The 19843-nt window shown below is 62.9% G+C and carries 16 protein-coding genes; 14 read left to right on the top strand and 2 right to left on the bottom strand.

Annotated elements, in window-relative coordinates:
* The first annotated feature begins 440 nt into the window (after window positions 1–440).
* The gene (locus H097_RS06930; RefSeq protein WP_032858490.1) at window positions 441–1373 is read left to right on the top strand and encodes an alpha/beta hydrolase; all 933 of its coding nucleotides are present in this window, start codon (window positions 441–443) and stop codon (window positions 1371–1373) included.
* Here H097_RS06930 and H097_RS06925 read toward each other — a convergent pair.
* Window positions 1343–2311, bottom strand: coding sequence for a helix-turn-helix domain-containing protein (locus tag H097_RS06925; protein ID WP_032858489.1), 969 nt, complete (start codon window positions 2309–2311; stop codon window positions 1343–1345). The two genes, H097_RS06930 and H097_RS06925, sit on opposite strands and share 31 nt — an antisense overlap.
* A 90-nt stretch (window positions 2312–2401) precedes the next feature.
* Between H097_RS06925 and inhA the strand changes: the two genes are divergently transcribed.
* Window positions 2402–3082 (top strand): isonitrile hydratase, encoded by a 681-nt coding sequence (inhA, locus tag H097_RS06920; RefSeq protein ID WP_032858487.1) that lies wholly within the window; start codon window positions 2402–2404, stop codon window positions 3080–3082.
* Window positions 3083–3133: 51 nt separating this feature from the next.
* Here inhA and H097_RS06915 read toward each other — a convergent pair whose 3' ends face one another.
* Window positions 3134–3763 carry a LysE family translocator gene (locus H097_RS06915; protein WP_032858486.1) on the bottom strand — a complete coding sequence of 210 codons (630 nt, stop codon included), beginning with the start codon at window positions 3761–3763 and terminating at the stop codon, window positions 3134–3136.
* A gap of 496 nt (window positions 3764–4259) precedes the next feature.
* On the opposite strand from H097_RS06915, the gene H097_RS06910 reads away from it, so the two are divergent.
* The 12 genes from H097_RS06910 (at window position 4260) to H097_RS06855 (ending at window position 19436) form a co-directional block, all read left to right on the top strand.
* On the top strand, window positions 4260–5699 hold the full coding sequence (locus H097_RS06910) for an undecaprenyl-phosphate glucose phosphotransferase (protein ID WP_032858484.1): 1440 nt from the start codon (window positions 4260–4262) through the stop codon (window positions 5697–5699).
* A complete protein-coding gene (locus H097_RS06905) occupies window positions 5699–7162 on the top strand; it encodes a mannose-1-phosphate guanylyltransferase/mannose-6-phosphate isomerase (protein ID WP_032858482.1) in 1464 nt (487 codons plus the stop codon). The genes H097_RS06910 and H097_RS06905 overlap by 1 nt, the downstream gene beginning before the upstream one ends.
* Window positions 7162–8073, top strand: a complete 912-nt coding sequence (locus H097_RS06900) for a glycosyltransferase (protein WP_032858481.1) — start codon at window positions 7162–7164, stop codon at window positions 8071–8073. Before H097_RS06905 ends, H097_RS06900 begins: the two co-directional genes overlap by 1 nt.
* 6 nt (window positions 8074–8079) lie before the next feature.
* Window positions 8080–8901: a polysaccharide biosynthesis/export family protein gene (locus tag H097_RS06895; protein ID WP_032858479.1), complete on the top strand. Its 822-nt coding sequence runs from the start codon at window positions 8080–8082 to the stop codon at window positions 8899–8901.
* A 76-nt stretch (window positions 8902–8977) separates the two neighbouring features.
* Window positions 8978–10957: an exopolysaccharide transport family protein gene (locus H097_RS06890; protein ID WP_032858478.1), complete on the top strand. Its 1980-nt coding sequence runs from the start codon at window positions 8978–8980 to the stop codon at window positions 10955–10957.
* Complete coding sequence (locus H097_RS06885) at window positions 10957–12135, top strand: glycosyltransferase (RefSeq protein ID WP_032858477.1); 1179 nt, start codon at window positions 10957–10959, stop codon at window positions 12133–12135. The genes H097_RS06890 and H097_RS06885 overlap by 1 nt, the downstream gene beginning before the upstream one ends.
* Window positions 12135–13475, top strand: a complete 1341-nt coding sequence (locus H097_RS06880) for a beta-xylosidase (RefSeq protein ID WP_032858476.1) — start codon at window positions 12135–12137, stop codon at window positions 13473–13475. Before H097_RS06885 ends, H097_RS06880 begins: the two co-directional genes overlap by 1 nt.
* Window positions 13476–13500: 25 nt before the next feature.
* Window positions 13501–14715 (top strand): glycosyltransferase family 4 protein, encoded by a 1215-nt coding sequence (locus H097_RS06875; protein WP_032858475.1) that lies wholly within the window; start codon window positions 13501–13503, stop codon window positions 14713–14715.
* Complete coding sequence (locus H097_RS06870; RefSeq protein ID WP_032858474.1) at window positions 14706–15809, top strand: glycosyltransferase family 1 protein; 1104 nt, start codon at window positions 14706–14708, stop codon at window positions 15807–15809. Before H097_RS06875 ends, H097_RS06870 begins: the two co-directional genes overlap by 10 nt.
* On the top strand, window positions 15809–17212 hold the full coding sequence (locus tag H097_RS06865; RefSeq protein WP_032858472.1) for an O-antigen ligase family protein: 1404 nt from the start codon (window positions 15809–15811) through the stop codon (window positions 17210–17212). Before H097_RS06870 ends, H097_RS06865 begins: the two co-directional genes overlap by 1 nt.
* Window positions 17209–18030 (top strand): acyltransferase, encoded by an 822-nt coding sequence (locus H097_RS06860; RefSeq protein WP_032858470.1) that lies wholly within the window; start codon window positions 17209–17211, stop codon window positions 18028–18030. Before H097_RS06865 ends, H097_RS06860 begins: the two co-directional genes overlap by 4 nt.
* On the top strand, window positions 18030–19436 hold the full coding sequence (locus tag H097_RS06855; protein WP_032858468.1) for a lipid II flippase MurJ: 1407 nt from the start codon (window positions 18030–18032) through the stop codon (window positions 19434–19436). The genes H097_RS06860 and H097_RS06855 overlap by 1 nt, the downstream gene beginning before the upstream one ends.
* Window positions 19437–19843 lie beyond the last annotated feature (407 nt).

The raw sequence follows: 19843 nt of genomic DNA, 5'->3' as shown, positions 1-19843 counted from the left end.
CCGCCAATCCCTTGTGGGAGCTGTCGAGCTTTAGCGAGGCTGCGATAGCGGTGGCACAGGCACAGCAGATGTCGCCTGATCCACCGCTATCGCAGCCTCGCCGGGGCTCGACAGCTCCCACCTTTGATCTTCATCCAGACTAAAATCCCGGATCCACCACCAATCCCCTGTGGGAGCTGTCGAGCTTTAGCGAGGCTGCGATGGCGGCGGTACAGGCGCTGAAGATGTCGCCTGATCCACCGCTATCGCAGCCTCGCCGGGGCTCGACAGCTCCCACCTTTGATCTTCATCCAGACTGAAATCCCGGGTCCACCACCAATCCCCTGTGGGAACTGTCGAGCTTTAGCGAGGCTGCGATGGCGGCGGCACAGGCACAGCAGAACACGTAACCGTTTCGCGCTAAAGTCCAGTCTCACTGCTGTGACCCGAACGGAGTCCCGATGAGCCCCTCGATCGCGCTGCTGTATACCCGCACCCCCATGCTCGATATCGCTTACCAAGCCCATGGCCCTGCCGGGGGTGAAGTGGTGATTCTGCTGCACGGTTTCCCCTATGACCCTCGCGCTTACGATGCCATCGCGCCGGTGCTGGCCGAGGCCGGTTATCGCGTGCTGGTGCCTTACCTGCGCGGCTATGGCCCGACCCGCTTTGCCCACGCCCAGGTGATGCGCTCCGGCCAGCAGGCGGCGCTGGCCAAGGACCTGCTGGACTTCATGGATGCCCTGTCCATCGGCCAGGCCGCCCTCGTCGGTTATGACTGGGGCGGGCGCGCCGCGTGTATTGTCGCGGCGCTTTGGCCTGAGCGGGTACGCTGCCTGGTCACGGGTGACGGCTACAACATTCAAGATATCGCCAGGTCCATCCAGCCACGCGCGCCGCTCACCGAGCATCGGTTGTGGTACCAGTTCTACTTCCACACCCAACGGGGCGTCGATGGCCTGACGGCCAACCGCCGTGAGTTGTGCAAATTGCTGTGGTCGCTCTGGTCGCCCTCCTGGGCCGAGGGGCCAAGCCTTTACCCGCAGACCGCGCCATCGTTTGATAACCCGGACTTTGTCGACGTGGTGATCCACTCCTATCGCCATCGTTTCATGTATGCCGAGGGTGATCCGGCGCTGGAGCCGATTGAACAGGCGTTAGTGAAGCCGCCGCCGATCTCGGTGCCGAGTATTTCGCTGTGCGGTGCCGACGACGGTGTCGGCCCGGCGCCGGAGGTGGATGACGATGTGGGGAATTTCAGCGGATTCTATCGGCGCCGGGTGCTCGCCGGGGTGGGCCACAACATTCCCCAGGAAGCACCGCAGGCCACGCTTGACGCACTGTTTGAATTACTTGGGCAGACTCAGGCTGGCGCCGAAAACCGCTCGCGGTAAAGCTGCGGGCTGATCGACAAGGCTCGGACAAAACTGCGGCGCATGGTTTCTTCGCTGCCAAAGCCACATTGCACAGCGATGCGCTTGATCGCCACGGCGCTGTCGGCCAGTTGCCGGCGTGCGGTTTCCACGCGGATCAGTTCCACCGCCCGCGCCGGGGTCTGGCCGGTTTCGGCGCGGTAGTGGCGCACGAAGCTGCGCTCGCTCATGCCGCACGCAGCCGCCAGGGTCGGGATGTTCAAGTCCAGGTGCAAGTGCTCGGCAATCCACGCATGCAATTCGCTGAAACGGTTGTCGCCCTTTTGCAGGGACAAGGTGACGCTGAACTGCGACTGCCCACCGGGGCGTTTGAGAAACACCACCAGGTGCCGCGCCACTTCCAGGGCGACCGCTCGGCCCAGGTCCTCCTCCACCAGGGCCAGGCACAAATCGATGCCGGCCGTGACCCCCGCCGAGGTCCAGAGCGCCCCCTGCTGGATAAAGATCGGGTTGGCTTCGACCTGCAGCCTGGGATATTTGCGCGCCAGTTCCTCACAACGCGTCCAGTGGGTCACGACACGGCAGCCGTCCAACAAGCCGCTGGCGGCCAGCAGGAAGGCACCGGTGCACACCGAGGTCATGCGCCGCGCCTGCGTGGCTTTTTGCCGGACCCACTCCACCAGGGCCGGATCCTCGGCCGCGCCATACACGCCCCAGCCACCGGCGATCACCAGGGTGTCGCAGGGCGTCTCGGCGGCTGGCAACGGCGCGGCCAGCAGGGCCAGACCGGCGGATGTCATCACCGGTTCGTCCTGGGCAGCAATCACGTTGACCGCATAGGGCAGCGGCAAGCCTTGCTGGCGCGCCAAGTCGTTGGCCGTGGCAAACACTTGCAGGGGCCCGGTGACGTCGAGTACCTGCACGTTGGGAAAAGCGAGCACATGGATGATTTTCGACATGATTGGCGTGATTCGTGGGCTCAATGGCGTATGCGCCAAAGCCTAGGCCACTAGAGTGAAGCCGTCCATCCCCTCTTCTGGAGTTTCACCATGACCTTGCAGATCGGCTTTGTGTTGTTCCCCGGCATCCAGCAACTGGACCTCACCGGCCCTTACGACGTGCTGGCGTCATTGCCGGATGTGAAGCTGCACCTGATCTGGAAAGACCTGGCGCCAATCACCTCCAGCACCGGGTTGGTACTCACGCCGACCCTCACTTATGACACCTGCCCGGTGCTGGACGTGGTCTGCGTGCCGGGTGGCTCGGGGGTGGGAGCGCTGATGGAAGATGAGCCGACTCTGGACTTTCTGCGGGCACAATCCCAGACCGCACGCTATGTGACGTCGGTGTGTACCGGCTCGCTGGTACTGGGCGCGGCAGGCTTGCTGCGTGGGCGGCGCGCCACCACACACTGGGCCTATCACGACATGCTGGCCACCCTGGGCGCGACGCCAGTGCAGGAGCGTGTGGTACGCGACGGCAACCTGTTTAGCGGCGGTGGCATCACGGCGGGAATCGATTTTGCCCTGACCCTGGCCGCCGAGTTGTACAGCGAGGCCGCTGCGCAACTGGTGCAATTGCAGCTCGAATATGCGCCGGCCCCGCCCTTCAATGCCGGCCGACCAGACACCGCGCCACGGCATGTGCTGGACGAGGCCAACAAACGCACGGCCGAATCACGCAAGACCCGTGGCGAAATCGCCGCACGGGCGGCGGCGCGGTTGGGCTGAAGGCCAGCGCATCCCCCATGTGGGAGCAAGCCCGCTCCCACAGGAGAATTGCTACACAGTGCGCGGCATCAACGCCAGGCGCACGGCCAACACCGTCAACACCGTGGCCAGCCCCCATTTTTGCAACACTGCAGTCTTTTCACTGCTGGCGAAAAATCGGCTGATCGCCCCGCCAAAAATCCCCAGCACCGCGTGAAAAACCCCCGCAATCAACGTCAGGAGCAGCCCCAGCTGCACCAACTGCAGGGCAATGGGGCCGGCCTCGGGCTTGACGAACTGCGGCAGGAACACCATGAAAAACAACAGCGCCTTGGGGTTGAGCAAGCTGTTGAGCATGGCGCGCATAAACACCCCACCCAGGCGTACCCGCTCCACCCGAGCGGTGTCCAGGGACGGTTTTTTCTGCAGGGTCTTGAACGCCAGCCACAGCAGGTAGACCACGCCGGCATAGCGAATCAGATCAAAGGCCGGGGGCCAACTGGCAACCAGGGCCGTGACGCCAGTAGCCGTCAATGCGGTCAGCAGCAGGTCCGCCACCCCGATCCCCAGGCCGGCCGCCACCCCACCACGCCAGCCGTAGCTCACGCCATGACTGATGACAAAGGCCATGTTCGGCCCAGGCGACAGCAACAGCAGCAGCACGGAGCCAGAGAAAACCGCCAGGGTTGCGAGATCGATCATGCTCAACTCATCCGCCAGGGAAAACCGTAGATTAGTCCTACCTCAGCCACCGATACCAGAGAAGGCGAGAACGACGCCTATTCGCCGGCAATCCCGCGCCTACAGTTCTAGATTCAGCCCACATCCTTCCTACACTCCGTCAAAAAATTGATTTCCCTCCCCGCAGGTAAATTCCCATTTTTGTTCCTACACTCCAAAAAGCCATCACTCATTCTCGATAAATCTGATAGCCACAGCAAAACATGTCAACAAACCGTCACGACAAGAGTATCTTATGAGAAATGACGGCAGGCAACTTGAAAAAAGTCAAAACCTTGACGAGAAATTCAAAAGGAGCCATCATTTAGACATTACTTTGCAAATGCCTGCGTTAGACAGGTCATTGCGCGTTACCCAGTGAAAGCAGTCGTTCGCCTTGCGCCGCTTATAAAGCAGAACTGCCTTATGGATGAGCAAACGAACAGGGAAGTCCTGGTGGTGTATTGAGGGATGATTTATGCGTGAGAAGTCGTCAGTCGACAGCCTGTTTCTGACTCGTACCGGCTTTGTTGAGTTTTTTGTGGTTTTCGTCAAATTACTCCACGGCCTGACGGCGGTCCTGCCGGCGATGATCCTGTTGTTCTATCCGGATCCGGTGGACCCGCAAATGCGTAGCCACTACCTTGGCCTGCTGCTGTTCTTTGCGATCCTGACCATCATTCTGTTCCAGGCCCTGGGGGTGTACTCCGAGGATCTGTTCAGCAACCGCCTGCGTTTTCGCATCATGTTGACCGCCTGGATTTCCGCGTTTTGCATCCTGCTGTTCATGTACCAGATCCTGCTGCTGTTTCCGCAGTTGAGCCCGCGCAACCTGATGTTCTGGTTTTCCTTGAGCCTGATCCTGTTTGGCGTGGAGCGCATCCTGATGCTGCGCCTCTACCGCAACCTGATGAAGAACGGCAAGTTCCTGCAGCGCACGGTGATCCTCGGCTTTACCGACACCGCCGTCCATGTGGCCGAACACCTGTCACGCAACAGTGATATCCGCTCCGGCCTGATCGGTTTTATCGACGACCGCACCGAACGCATTCCCAAGGAGTTGAGCAACCTGCCGTTGCTGGGCAACACCCGCGACCTGGAAAAGCTGATCCGCTCCGAGCAGGTCAATCAGGTGATGATTACCCTGCCCTGGGCCGCCGAGCAGCGTATCAACGGGCTGGTCAAGCGCCTGCGGCAGATGTCGGTGAACGTCATGCTGGTGCCGGACATGGCCGCCCTGCGCTATGGCCATAACCGCATCACCGATGTCGGCGGCATCCTGATGTTCAATACCTCACAGTTGCCGCTGCGTGGCTGGTCACCGTTTATCAAGCGCTGCGAAGACCTGCTGCTGGCCAGTGCCGGCCTGTTGTTGCTGTCGCCGATCATGCTGGTGACCGCCCTGGCCATCAAACTCGACTCAAAAGGCCCGGTGCTGTTCCGGCAGAAGCGCTTTGGCTACAACGACAACCTGATCCGTGTCTTCAAGTTCCGCTCGATGTACGTCGAGCAGACCGACGTCAATGCCGAATGCCAGACCACCCGCCTCGACCCGCGCATCACTCGGGTCGGGCGCATCATTCGCAAGACCAGCATCGACGAGCTGCCGCAACTGTTCAACGTACTGCTGGGCAACATGTCGATGGTCGGCCCGCGTCCCCACGCCACCGCCACCAAGGCGGCCGGGATTCCTTTCGAGGAAGCGGTCAACGAATACAGCTCGCGCCACCGGGTCAAGCCGGGCATCACCGGCTGGGCCCAGATCAATGGCTACCGCGGTGAAACCGACACCCTGTTCAAGATCCAGAAACGGGTCGAATACGACCTGGAATACATCGCCAAATGGTCGGTGTGGTTTGACCTGTACATCGTTTTCATGACGGTCCCGGCCGTCCTTTCCACCAAGGAAGTTTATTGATGAACACCCTCAACGGATTGATTCCGTGCATCATTTCCGGTGGCTCGGGCACGCGGCTGTGGCCGGTTTCGCGGCAGAACATGCCCAAGCCGTTCATGCGCATGCGCGACGACCAGAGCCTGTTGCAGAAAACCTTCCTGCGCGCCAGCCACCTGCCGGGGGTCGACAGCGTGCTGACAGTGACCAACCGCGACCTGCTGTTTCGCACCCTCGATGATTACCGCGCAGTCAATCAGGCCCAACTGGGCCTGGATTTATTGCTGGAGCCGTTCGGCCGCAACACGGCTGCCGCCATCGCCGTCGCCGCCTTGCATGTGCAAGAGTTTTTCGGCGGCGACGCGCAGTTGCTGGTGATGCCTGCCGACCACCTGATCCTCGATGAAAGCGCCTTCGCCCAGGCCGTGGCCCAGGCCCGCGAATTGGCCGAAGCGGGTTATCTGGTGACCTTCGGCATCCAGCCCGACCGCCCCGAGACCGGCTTTGGCTACATCGAACAAGGCACGGCCCTGGCGCAAGGATTCCGCGTCCAGCGGTTCGTGGAGAAACCCGACCTGGCCACCGCCCAAGGCTACCTGGACGGCGGCAAGCACCTGTGGAATGCCGGGATGTTCTGCTTCAAGGCCGCCACTGTGCTCGACGAACTGGCGACCCACGCCCCGGCGGTGCTGGACGCGGCCAGGGCGGCGCTGGAGCACAGCACCAGCCTGCAGAGCAGCAGCAGCCGCCAGCGTGAACTGAGCCCGCAAGGGTTTGGCACCGCGCCGGACATTTCCATCGACGTGGCCCTGATGGAGAAATCCGCCCAGGTCGCCGTGGTGCCCTGTGATATTGGCTGGAGCGATATCGGCTCCTGGGAAGCCCTGCGCCAACTGACCCCCAGTGACGACAACGGCAACCAGATCAATGGCGAAGCGATCCTGCACGACGTGCACAACTGCTACATCGACTCGCCCAAGCGTGTGCTGGGTGCAGTCGGGGTGCGCGACCTGATCATCGTCGACACCCCCGATGCCCTGCTGATTGCCGACGCCAATCGCAGCCAGGACGTACGCCATATCGTCGCCGAGCTCAAGCGCCAGAACCATCCGGCATTCAGCCTGCACCGCACCGTCACCCGGCCCTGGGGCACTTACACGGTGCTGGAGGAAAGCACTCGCTTCAAGATCAAGCGCATCGTGGTCAAGCCCAAGGGCTCGCTGTCTTTGCAGATGCACCACCACCGCAGCGAACACTGGGTAGTGGTCAGCGGCGCGGCAATGATCACCAATGGCGAGCGCGAGATCCTGCTCAACATGAACGAGTCCACCTATATTCCCGCCGGGCACAAACACCGCCTGACCAACCCCGGCATCATCGACCTGGTGATGATTGAGGTGCAGAGCGGCGAATACCTGGGTGAAGACGACATCGTGCGCTTCGACGATATCTACGGCCGTGCGCCCGCCAGCGAGCCCCAGCCCTGATGCGTACCTCCCTGATCATCCCGACCCGCAACGCTGCCAGCCACCTCGACCGCTTGCTGCCGGCGCTGCGCATGCAGACCGTGCAACCCGACGAGATGCTGGTGGTCGATAGCGCATCGAGCGATGACACCGTGGCGCGCTTTCGCGAGTTCGGCGCGCGTGTCGAAGTGATCGATGCCCGTGACTTCAACCACGGCGGCACCCGGCGCTGGGCCAGCGAACACGTGGGCGGCGACGCCCTGATCGTGATGACCCAGGACGCGATTCCGGCCGAGCCCGAGACGTTCGCCAAGTTGCTCGACGAGCTGCAACTGGACCCGCTCAACGGCGTCGCCTATGGCCGCCAGCTGCCGCACCCCGGTGCGGGTGTGCTGGGCGCGCAGTCGCGGCACTTCAATTACCCGGCCCACAGCTGCAGCAAAAGCCTGGCCGATGCACCGCAGTTAGGGATCAAGACCTGCTTCAGTTCCGACTCGTTCTCCGTGTACCGACGCAGCGCCCTGCAGGCCGTGGGCGGGTTCCCGTCCGATGTGATCGGCAGCGAGGACGCCTACGTCGCCGCGCGCATGCTGCTGGCCGGGTGGAAGGTGCAGTACGCGGCCAGCGCCCGGGTCTATCACTCCCACGATTACCGCCTGATGGACGAGTTTCACCGCTACTTCGACATTGGTGTGTTCTACGGCCGCGAGCCATGGATCCGCCAGGCGTTTGGCGACGCCGGCGGTGAAGGTAAACGCTATGTACTGGCCGAATTACGTGCCTTGCGCGAGGCCAACGCCTTGCACCGCGCCCCCGAAGTGGTGGTGCGCAGTGCCTTTAAATTGCTGGGCTATCGCCTCGGCCACCTTGAACGCTACTTGCCCAACGCGCTCAAGCAGCGCCTGGGCATGTTTTCCACCTACTGGACTTGAGCCGTCATGAAGACTACCAACCGACGTTCCCGTCTTACCCTGTTCAGCCTGTTGAGTGCCTCGATCTGGCTGGCTGGTTGTTCGACCCCCGCGCGGGTGCCGCTTCCTGATAACAACACGCTCAAGGCCGGGCATCAGGCCGCGTTGGGCCTGGCCGACCTGCCCCCGCCGCAGGTGCTGATCCAGAGCGGTGACTTGCTGCGCATCGTGCGTGATGCCCAGGAGCCTGCAGCGGCCGACGACATGACGGTGTTCGTTGTGCGGCCTGACGGTGTGATCTCGATCCCCAATATTGGTCGAGTCAAGGCGGCGTTGCGCACACCTGAAGACCTGGGCAAGGAAATCACCGACAAGTACAAGCGCATCTACCGCGAGCCGGCAGTGACGGTGAACATCGCCAGCGCCCCGAGCAACAAGGTGTTTATCGGCGGTGCGGTGCCGAACCCGGCGTTTTTCGACCTGGCGGGCAACGTCAGTGTGGAACAGGCCCTGCTCAGTTCCGGCGGTGTATTGGCCTCGGCCGACAGCTCCAACGTTGCCCTGCTGCGTACCGGTGCCGATGGCAAGTACAAGATGTACTTCATCAACCTGGAAAGCATGCTGACCAACCCCAACCACCCACGGGTAGCGTTGCAGCGCGGTGATTTGATCTACGTGCCGCAATCGACGATCGGCGCCACGGTGGAAGCGGTGGATATGTACTTCACTCGCCTGTTCCCGATCAACAAGGGGATTGGCGTGGGCTTGAACTACGACCTCAACGACAGCGGCGTGAAGAACAGCGGCAACACCATCTACAACAACCCCGTCATCAACGCAGGCCAATGATTATGGACCAGGCTTCGTATCACTCGAACCGACTGTTCCCGTCTGGCGTACACCACATATTCAATGGAGTGATCCTGTGATCGAAATCCGCTCTCTACGCGACCTCTTGCGGCTGTTTTTCATCTTCCGCCGCGAATTCAAACTGGCCGTGATCACCACGATCGTGGTGGCCGTGTTGGGTGCCTTCCTGTTGCCGGCGCGCTATGAGTCCGACGCGCGCCTGCTGGTCAAGCCAGGACGGGACAACACTACGCTACCGATCGAAGCCGCCAACCGCCAGACGCTGATTGCGCCGAGCACCCAGCACGACCCGATTGTCGACGAAGAAAAAATGCTCACCGGCCGCCCAATCGTGCATATCGTTGCCGAACGCTACCTGGCGATGACGTCCGAGCCGCCACAGGGCTTCTGGAAAGTCACTAAGTTCTACGTCAAGAAAGCCGCCGGTGAAGTGCTCGATGCCGTGCGCAGCGTCCTGCAACTCATCGGCCTTGCCGAGAAGCAAAGCCCGCTGGAACGCCTGGCAACCAAACTGGAGAAGAACTTCGAGGCCGGCCACGAACCAGGCTCTTCGGTGATCGAGATTTCCTTCACCTGGGATGATCCGGTCATCGCCCAGAAAGTCGTCGAGACCTGGGTCGATGCTTACCTGGAGGAGCGCGCACGGATTCTCGGGCGCAAGAGCCTGCACACCTTCTATGAAGCCGAGCGCACCAAGGTCGCCACCAATATCCAGGGGCTCAAGGATGAACTGCAGGGCCGCTTGAAGCAGATCGACTCGATCAGCGTGGACGCGCGCCTGAAAAACCTGACCAACCAGATCGACCGCGTCACCGACGCCAAGGTCACCGCGCAAAACCAGATCGCGGGGATCCGCAGCTTCCTGGCCAACGCCAGCCAGCAGATCAAGAACCAGCCGGCCGAAGTGGTGACGGGCCGGGAAACCAGCCTCAACCCCACCCAGCTTGACCTCAAGCGCCAGCTCAATGCCTTGCAAGTCGAACGCGCGCGCCTGCTGCGCACCTACCTGCCCGGCACGCCGCAGGTCAACCAGATCGAGCAGAACATCCGCGACATGCAAGACCTCAGCGCCCAGGAAGCGACCCGCCTGGAACGCTCGCAAAACACCGCGCCCAACAGCCTGGTAATCAACGTCAAGCAGCAGATCATCGACGCCCAGTTGCAAGAGCGCAAACTGGCCGGGGAAATCGAGAACTACGACAAGACCCTCGCCGAACTGCGCGCCCAGCGTGACCAGGCGATGACCGATGAACCCGAGCTGAACAAGCTGACCCAGCAACTGCGCACCGCCGAGAAAAGCTATGCGCTGTACTCGGAAAACCTTGAACAGGCACGCATCGACCATGAACTGGACAGCAGCCAGATCAGCAACATTGCCCTGATCGAACACGCCACCCTCAACCCGGCGCGCGTGTTTCCCAAGAGCCTGCTGATTCTGCTGTTCACCATTCCTGCCGGCCTGGCTGTCGGTTTGCTGACCATTTACGTGCTGTACCTGCTGGACCAGCGTATCCACGATGGCGCGCGATTGCAGGAAGTGTTCGGTATCCCGCTGTGGAGCAGCATCCCCGATGTACAACACGCCACACCGGCAGCCCTCACCGCCAGCATCTATCGCCTGTACAGCCTGCTGCCCGCCGAGCGCATCGCCAGCGAGGGCTTTGCCCTGGGCCTGACGTCGGCACGGCATGGCGAAGGCGTGAGCTTTATCATCGAGCAACTCAAGCGCCTGCTGGAAGAGCGCGGGCACCGGGTCTCGGTCAACGGCAGCGAAGCCGCAAAGCCAGGTGAAGTGCTGCTGTTGGACGCGTCTGCCCTGTCGTCCAACCCGCAGGCGTTCCTTACCCTGCGCCGCGCCGACCAGATCGTGCTGGTCATCGAAGCCCGCACCAGCACCGTGCCGACCATCGAGAACGCTCTGTCGTTGCTGACCACCGCGTTTGGCAAAGTCGACGGGATGATCCTCAACCGCCGCCGCTTCGAAGTGCCGGCCAATGTCCTGGCGCGGATCAACAGCTGGCGCGGTGCGGCCTGATGCGCATTGCGTTGCTGGCGCCGCTGCCACCGGAACAGACCGGGATCGCCGACTACGCTGCGCACTTGCGCAGCGCGTTGCGCGAACTGGGCCTGGAAGTGCTGACGCCGCTGGAAGGCTGCCAGGACCTGGCGGAGCAATTACGCCGCCTGCAAGCCTTTGACTGGCGCAGCGTGGACCTGGTCCATGCCGAACTGGGTGGCGGGCGTTTTGGTGAGTTCCAGGCCCTGGACTATTTGCGCCGGGCCCAGCCGCAGTTACCGCTGACCGCCACCGTGCATGACCCGGAGCGCCTGATCTGGCGCCGGGCCAAGCTGTTTTTCCCGCTGACCCTGCTTGAACGCCTGCCCCACCCGCTGCCCCAGGCGGCGGCGTTGCTGGCCGATCCATTGACCCTTCACGAAGAGCGGCGCCTGGCCAAAAGCATGCGCCGCCTGATTACCCTCACCCGCCTGGGTGGCGACTGCCTGCGCCAGCGCATGGGCCTGAATCCCGGACAAGTGGCAGTGATTGCCCACGGCAACCTGCCCATCGCCCCCGTGGCCTTGCCGCCGTTGCAACCGCTGCGCCTGCTGTATTTCGGCTTTATCTACCGGGGCAAGGGCATCGAGGACCTGCTACAGGCCCTGGCCCGCTCCCTGACCGCCCATCCACAATGCCGTGGCCAGGTACGCCTGACCCTCGCCGGGGGCACCGCGCCGGAGATGACGTTCGACCCGGCCGGCAACTACCTCGATGGCCTGCGCCAACTGATCGCCACCCTGCAACTGGGCGATGTGGTGGACTGGCAACTGGACCTGCCCTCAGCCGATATCCCGCACACGATCCAGGCCCACCATGTGATGGTGTTGCCGTACCGCGAATCGAAAAAACTCGGTTTTCTCGGCCAGATGCGCGGCACCAGCGGTGCGCTGTCCTGGGCCAACGCCTGCGGGCGCGGGGTGATTACTTCCAATGCCCGCGCCTTCGCCGAAGAAGTTGCCGGGGGCAATGGCATCACCTACCAACAGGGCGATATCGACTCGTTGAGCGCTGCCCTGGATCGCCTGATCCTCGACCCGCAACAAGCCTGTCAATGGGCCGACCACGCTGCCGACATCGGCCGCCAGCGCCAGTGGTCCAGTACCGCCCAACGCTTTGCCGAGTTGTTCCAGGCCGCAGTCAAGGAGCCTTTGTGATGAACATTTCGCCTACTCGTCGGATGTGGCGCTACCTGCCGCTGGTGATTGCGCTGGCCGTTGGCGGCGCGCTGCTGCTCAGTGAAAACGTCGACGCGGAGCCGGTGAACCTGGCGCCCCAACGCACCGTGCAATGGCGCGAGTTTTTGGGGGTGAACGCGCACTTTTTGTGGTTCAAGCCCGAGCAGTACCAAAAACAGATCCGCCAATACCAGAAACTGGGATTGGACTGGGTGCGCGTCGACCTGCACTGGGACCGCCTGGAACCCAAGGAAGAAGACTATCAACTGAGCACCTTCGATGAACTGGACCGCACCCTGACCGCCGAGAAAATCCGTTCGGTGTTCTACCTGGTGGGCTCGGCGCCGTTTATCACCACCGCCCCCAGGGGCGCGGACTTCCAGGACCAGTACCGCCCACGGGATGCCAGCGTGTATGCCCTGCGCCTGGCATTGCTGGCCAAGCGCTACCCGAATATCGACGCCTGGCAGGTGTGGAACGAACAGAACCTGCCGAACAACTGGCGCCCGCAAGTCAACGCCGAGGAATACGCGCGCTTGCTGCTGGCCAGTCATCAAGCCTTGAACATTGCCGCACCGGGCAAGATCCAGGTGATGGGGGGCATGGCGTACTACAGCCAGATGCCGCCGCGTGGCAAGACCTTGATGTTCGAAGCCCTAGGCAAGCTGGGCGTACAAAGCCTGGGCATGGTGGCGGCGTATCACCCGTATTCGATGACCCCGGAAACCGACGAACCGGGCAAGAACGAAGTACTGCTGCGCGGCGACCAGCTCAATGCGGTGCTGCACGGTGCCGGGGTCAAGGATGTCTGGGCCACCGAGTGGGGCTGGTCCAGCTACAGCGGGCCCAAGGAAATGCAGGACCTGATTGGCATCGACGGCCAGGCCGACTTCACCTTGCGGCGCCTGGCGCTGATGGCGTCCCAGGACTACCAGAAGATTTTCCTGTTTGCCCTGTCCGACCTGGATGAGCGCGCATCCGTGCGCGACCAGCACTATGGCCTGCTGGACCTCAACGGCGAACCCAAGCCGGTGTACAACGCCCTCGCCCGCTTCCTCGAAATCACCGGCCCGACCCTCAAGCCCGGCGCCACGCCGGTGCTCAAGGATGTACCGAAAACCTTGTACAGCGTGGCCTGGACCCGCAACGACGGCAAACGCCTGTTGATGTACTGGAGTGCCGAAGGCACCAGCATCACCTTGCCCGAGGTCAAAAACGCCGAACTGCTGGACCCGCTGACCGGCGCCCGGCAAACCCTTAACGACTACAACGGCATTCGCCCTGCGGTGAAACCGACGTTACAGATCTTGGTGTGGTAGCACGCCCAGGCATGGAGAGCTGCACGTGAGAATCCTGTGGATTGTGCCCTATCTGCCGTGGCCGATGACCAGCGGCGGCAAGACCCGGCAATACCATTTGCTGCGCACCTTGAGTGAGCGCGGGCATCGCATCACCTTGTTGGTGCAATCGAAAACCCCGGCCGATGCCGCCAGTCACGCCGCCCTTGAACCCTTGCTCGAACGCCTGATCGTGGTCCCGCGCCGGCCACTGAAACACCCCCTGACCCTGCTCGCCGGGGTGTTTGCGCCCTGGCCGCTGCTGACCACGATCAATGGCCTGTCGGCCCCGTTGCAGGCACGCTTTGCCCAACTGCTGAACGAAACCTGGGATGTGATCCAGGTGGAACACAGCTACAGCCTGCAACCGTACTTGCACACCTTGCAGCAGCAATCGCGGGACTTCGTGCTCACCGAGCACAACCTGGAATCGAGCCTGGGCGGCGCCACCTATGACCGCTTTCCAAAGTGGGCCGCACCGTTCGTGCGCTATGACCAATGGCGCTGCCGGAAATGGGAGCGCAAGGCGTTTGATGCAGCGTGCCATGTGGTCGCCGTGACCCAGGCCGATGCCCAGGCCATCGGCCAATTGACTGCGACCCCCGTGAGCGTGGTGGTCAATGGGGTCGACAGCCGCGCTTTCAGCACAGTCAGCGCCGACCCGCAGGGCCAGCGCCTGTTGTTTGTCGGCAACTACGAATACGCGCCGAACCTCGACGCGGTGCAGTGGCTGCTCGACGAAATCTTCCCCCGGGTCTGGTTGCAGTGCCCCGGCGCCCGCCTGGCCGTCGCCGGCTACGGCTTGCCCGAGCACTGGCGCGAGCGTTGGCCGGACGAACGCATTGAATGGCAGGGGTTTGTCCCCGACCTGAGCGCCTTGCAGCGTCGCTGCGCAGGCTTTGTCGCCGCCCTGCGCCATGGCGGCGGCTCCAAACTCAAAGTGCTGGAGGCCATGGCCGCCGGCCTGCCGTTGGTGAGCACCGCCCAGGGCGTGTCCGGCCTGGCGGTTGAGGCGCAGGCGCACTATCTGGCCGGCGAAAGCGCCGAGGCCCTGGCGGATGGGGTTGTGCGCCTGCTGGACGAACCGGCGCTGGCCCGCCAATTGGCCGATGCCGCGCGTGACTACGCGCGCAACTATCACGACTGGGCGGTGGCCGGTAACGAACTGGAGCAGATCTACCGCACCTTGCCGACCCATCAGGAGCCCCAAGCATGCGCGTAGCTCTGGATTACCGCCCCGCCACGGTCGCGCCTTCGTCGGGCATCGCCCGTCAGGTCCTGGCCCTGGAACACGCCTTGCGCGCCCGGGACGCCACTGAAGTGGTGCTGTTGACCGAGGCACCACTGGATCATCCGCAGCGCGAAACAGCGGTTTGCCCGGCCTGGGCCAGCCCATTGGAAGGCCTGCAGCGCCCCCAGGTGCGCTGGCGTTTCGAGCGCGCTTTCTTGCCCCGGGCGATCCACGCACAGCGGATCGACCTGTACATCGCCACGGCCAACATGGGCTTGCCCTTGTGCCGCAAACCCGCCGGTACCCGCTATGTACTGGTACTGCACGACCTGTTTCAACTGACCCACCGCAACTTCCATCGCTCCAGACTCAAGGCCCTGGCCTATCGCTTGATCGATAGCGCGTCGATTGCCTGGTCGGTGTGGCAGGCAGATCGCGTGTGGTGCCCCTCGCAATTCTCGTGCGATGAAGCGGCGCGCCTGTTCCCCTGGGCGCGGGCTAAGTTCCGGGTGTTGAATAACCTGGTGCCGGAGTTTACCGAGGCCCCAGAACCACTGCCCGAGGGTTTGCCGGCACGCTACTGGTTGGTGGTGGGCACCCGCGAGCCCCGCAAGAACATGACGTTTTTCCTTGAGCAGTGGCAAGCCAGTCGCGCCAAGGACCCGAACGTGCCGGACCTGGTACTGGTCGGCCACGCCAGCGATGTGCCGGCCACCCTCGGCGAGTTGCCTGGCCTGCATTGGCGCAGCGGTTTGTCCGACGGCCAGTTGCAGGCGCTCTACCGGCATGCCGCTTACCTGTGGCAGCCTTCCTATGCCGAAGGCTTTGGCTTGCCGGTGGTGGAAGCGCTGAGTGTCGGCACGAAGGTTGCGGTCGCCCGTGGCTCGGCCCTGGATGAAGTGGCGCCCCCCACGGCGCCGCGCTTTGCGCCCCACGACGCCGCGCAACTGCAAACATTGATGGTGTCACTGGCTGCACCTGGGGCCACGGTCGACCCCGAACTGCAACGCACATGGGCCCGGCAATTTGCCGAACCGGCCTATCGCCTGCGCCTGGATAAATTGCTCAAGGAAATGGATCGCTAATGCTGCCAGGAAAACTCGTTAGTCTGCTCCTGGGCCTGGTCTTCGGGGGCTTGCTGCTGGCGTTGTCGCCGATGAAGGTCTTTATGATCGTGGCCGGCGTTGGCGTGGCACTGACCCTGATCCGCAAGCCGCTGTGGGGCCTGCTGATCTTTGCCGTCTTAGCCACCAGTATTCCCTACACCACCTTGCAACTGGGGATCCGCACCACCATCAGCGAAGCGGTGCTGGGCCTGACCTGGGCCGGGGTGTTCTGGCAATCGTTTATCGGCAAGACCCGTGGTTTCATGGTCTGGCGCCCCACCGAACGGGCACTGATGTGGCTGATGCTGTTCAGCACCATTCCGTTTATCTGGGGCATGATCATCATCCACGCCGAGGGCAACGGGCCGGTGAACTGGGTACGCTGGCTGATGAACCTGTCGTTGCTGTTTATCGTGCCGCTGCTGCTGCGCACCGATGCCGACCGCGACAAGGTGGTGGTCGCCCTGCTGCTGGGTAACCTGGCGATGCTGTTGTTGTCGATCTTCATGTTCCTCAAGACGCGCAATGCAATGTCGATGATCGACATCCTCACCGACCTCAAGTACGCCCACCCCGAGGCGGTGAAAGATATTTTCTCGGCCAACTACAAGCGCATGGCCTCGCCTTGGGTCCACCCGAACCTGACCGGCGGCGTGCTGGTGCTGTTTATCCCACTGGCGCTGTTCTACGGCTGGACCCGCACTGGCTGGCGCCGCGCCCTGGGCCTGGCGGTGGCGGTGCTCGGTTGCGCCGGCCTGCTGCTGAGTATCTCCCGGGGCGCGATTGTGGCCCTGGCGCTGATCCTGATCTGGCTGACCTACAAGCGTGTGCCGCACAGCGGCCGCATCATCGGTATCGGCGTCGCCTTTGTGATTGCCCTGGTGATGTTCTACCCGCCGTTGCAGGACCGTTTGATGACGATGTTCTCGACCACCAACGCCAGTACCGAGATTCGCTTCGATGAGTACGCCGGATTCCCCGACGTGATGGCCAAGTACCCGCTAGGCATCGGCTTCAAGATCGACCCACCGGTGCCGGGCAGCAACCTGCTGGGGATTTCCAACCTGTGGCTGAACTTCATCTACAAGATCGGCATTCCCGGGATGCTGCTGTTTATCGCGGTCACCGTGTTGTGGTGGCGCGAAGTGCGGCCGCTGGGCTCGGTGCGCAAAGTCACCGCCGACAACGCACTGTGGCTGGGCTGCGTGTGCGGTGTACTGGCAGCCTTGCTGACCGGGATATTCGACCACTACTTCAGCTTCACCTTTGTATTGATCGCGCTGTTCTGGCTGTTGATGGGCATCAGCCTGCAACAGGTGCGCCTGAACCCGACCGTGACCGACTCTGCTCCTGTTTCCGTGCCAAAGGATGACCGACCATGAAACATCGCACTATTCACTCCCCCGACCTGCGTGAGCGCCTGCCCGCCCTGGCCAGCGAACTCGGTGTGAGCCTGGAAGACTTGCAAGATGGCCTGGCCTGGTGCCTGGCCAACGAGGTGGTTTTTGAAGAAGGCGAAGGCAGCAACAAACTCTTCTGGATGACCTCCTTCGACGTGGAGCCGACCATTGGTCATCCGGTGGCACGCCGCTTGTTCCATCGCATGAAACAGGATATCCCGGCGCAGTTCCTGCCGATCTATGGCAAGAACTGGGCAACCCTCAAGGACCGCTGGCGCAGTGCCTGGGACATGGCCTACAACATCCTGATCAACAAGATCCCCAGCCACCATATTCGCGTGGGCTGGCTGCGCCTGGGCGGTGCGAAGATCGGCAAGGGCACCAGCCTGTGGCGCAATACCGAAGTGCTGGGCATCCATAACCTGGTGGTCGGCGATGACACAGTGATCGGCTGGCATTGCCAGGTGGATGCGCGCTCTGGCCTGGTGATCGGCAACCATGTGGCGATTGCCTCCCATGTGCTGATCATCGCCGGCAGCCATGACTTGCAGGCGCCAGAGTTCTGGTCGATTTCCGGGGCGATCTATATCGACGACTACGTGTGGATTGGCAGCCGTGCGCTGATCGGCTTTGGCACCCACCTGTGCGAGGGTTCGGTGGTCACCGCCAATACCGTGGTGGCCAAAACCGTCGCGCCATACAAAATTGTCGGTGGCACCGGCGCCAAGGTCATGGGCGAACGCGTTCGCGGGCTGAACTACAAGGTGGGTGGCAAGGGCCTGTTCACCCTGTTGCACTGATGTTTGGCAGCACCCTGTGGCTGACCCTGGCGACCCTCGCCGGGCTGGTGGCCGGTTTTGCCCGGGAATGGCTGCTGGTCGCGGCCTGGGGGGCGGGCAGCCGCAGCGACGGGTTTCTGGTCGCGGTATTCCTGCCCGAAGCGCTGCGCATGACCCTGGCCGCCGGCTTGCTCGCCGCGGCGGCCCTGCCCCTCTATCAGCAACGTGACGCGCAACGCCAGCAGGCCTGGCTGGCGAGCCTGTCGCCGCGCCTGCTCGGTGTGGGCCTGGCCCTGTTTGCCGTGCTCGCCCTCGGCGCGCCGCTGTGGGTACGGCTGATCGGCCCGGGGCTGGACGCCGCCGCCCACGACCAGGCCGCTGCCAATCTGCGCTGGCTCGCCGCCTGCGCGCCGGGGCTGGTGATGCATGGCCTGTTCAGTATTCCATTGCAGGCGCGCCAGCGCTTTGTGCTGCCGGGGCTGGGTTCGTTGCTGTTCAACCTGCCGCCGGTGCTGTACCTGTTTATCCGTGGCCAGGCCAGTGACAGCGCGGAACTGGCGATGTGTTTTTTTGCCGGCAGCGTGCTCATGTGTCTACCCCTGCTGGCACCGGTCTGGTCGTTCGGCTGGCGTCCCTGGCAGGTCAAGGGCGATGCCCTGGCCGGCCGCGAATTGCTGGGGCGCATCGGTCCGCTGTTGGCGAGCAATCTCGCCAGCCAGGGCCTGGCCTTGCTCGAACGACTGATCGCCAGTTACCTGGGGGAAGGCGCGGTGACCTGGGTCAACCTGGCGCGCAAACTGATCAACCTGCCGTTGATCGCGCTGATGAGCCTCAACCAGGTGCTGCTGGGGCTGATGAGCGGCGAACAGGGCCAACAACGCCTGGCCTTGCTACGCCGTGGCCTGGACGCCGCCACCCTGCTGAGCCTGCCGGCCGCCCTCGGCCTGATTGGCGCCAGCCCCGTGTTGATTCACCTGCTGATGCCGGCGCAAAGCGCCGACGGGCCCTTGCCGGCCCTGCTCGCCTGGTTCGCCACGCCGCTGGTGTTCGGCGCCTGGAACGCCATGCTCGCGCGCTATGCCTACGCCAACGGCGACACGCGTCTGCCGCTCAAGTGCGAACTGCTGGGCAGCCTGGTCAATGCCGGTTTGCTGGTCATGCTGCCGTACTTCTTCGGCCTGCCGGGCATTGCCCTGGCGGCCTTGGGTGGAGTAATCGTCACCAACCTGCTGCTGATGCAACGCCAACACCTACTCGGGCAACTGGGCTGGCCGTTGCAGTGGGGGTTGAGTGTGGTGTTGCTGGGAATCGCGGCGCTGGTCCTGCACCCGTTGCACAACGATGGTTGGCAGTTGGGCTTGAGCACCCTGGCGGGCGCCGGGGTGCTGCTGGGGTTGGGGCTGTGGCTCAAGCCGTGGAAGGCGTGAGCGGCGCATAGCAAAAAGGCAGCGCGCGGAGCTGCTGCCTGTGATGGCGGTGGATCAGCCAATAGATTCGGTGGCTGATACGCCGCTATCGCGAGCAAGCCCGCTCCTACAGGGGATTTTTGTCGGGTGCAGTATTTTGTGCCGCAGCACCAATCAAAGGTGGGAGCTGGCTTGCCTGCGATGGCGGTGTGTCAGCCGACAAAAACAGTGCCTGAACTACTGCTATCGCGGGCAAGCCCGCTCCTACAGGGGATTTTTGTCGGGTGCAGTATTTTGTGCCGCAGCACCAATCAAAGGTGGGAGCTGGCTTGCCTGCGATGGCGGTGTGTCAGTCGACAGTAACAGTGCCTGAACTACCCCCATCGCGGGCAAGCCCGCTCCTACAGGGGATTTTTGTCGGGTGCAGT

The organism is Pseudomonas sp. FH4 (genome assembly GCF_000510915.2).
GTDB classification, from domain to species: Bacteria; Pseudomonadota; Gammaproteobacteria; order Pseudomonadales; family Pseudomonadaceae; genus Aquipseudomonas; species Aquipseudomonas brenneri.
The sequence above is the reverse complement of the archived record's forward strand: the minus strand, read 5'-3'. Positions and strand labels throughout refer to the sequence as shown.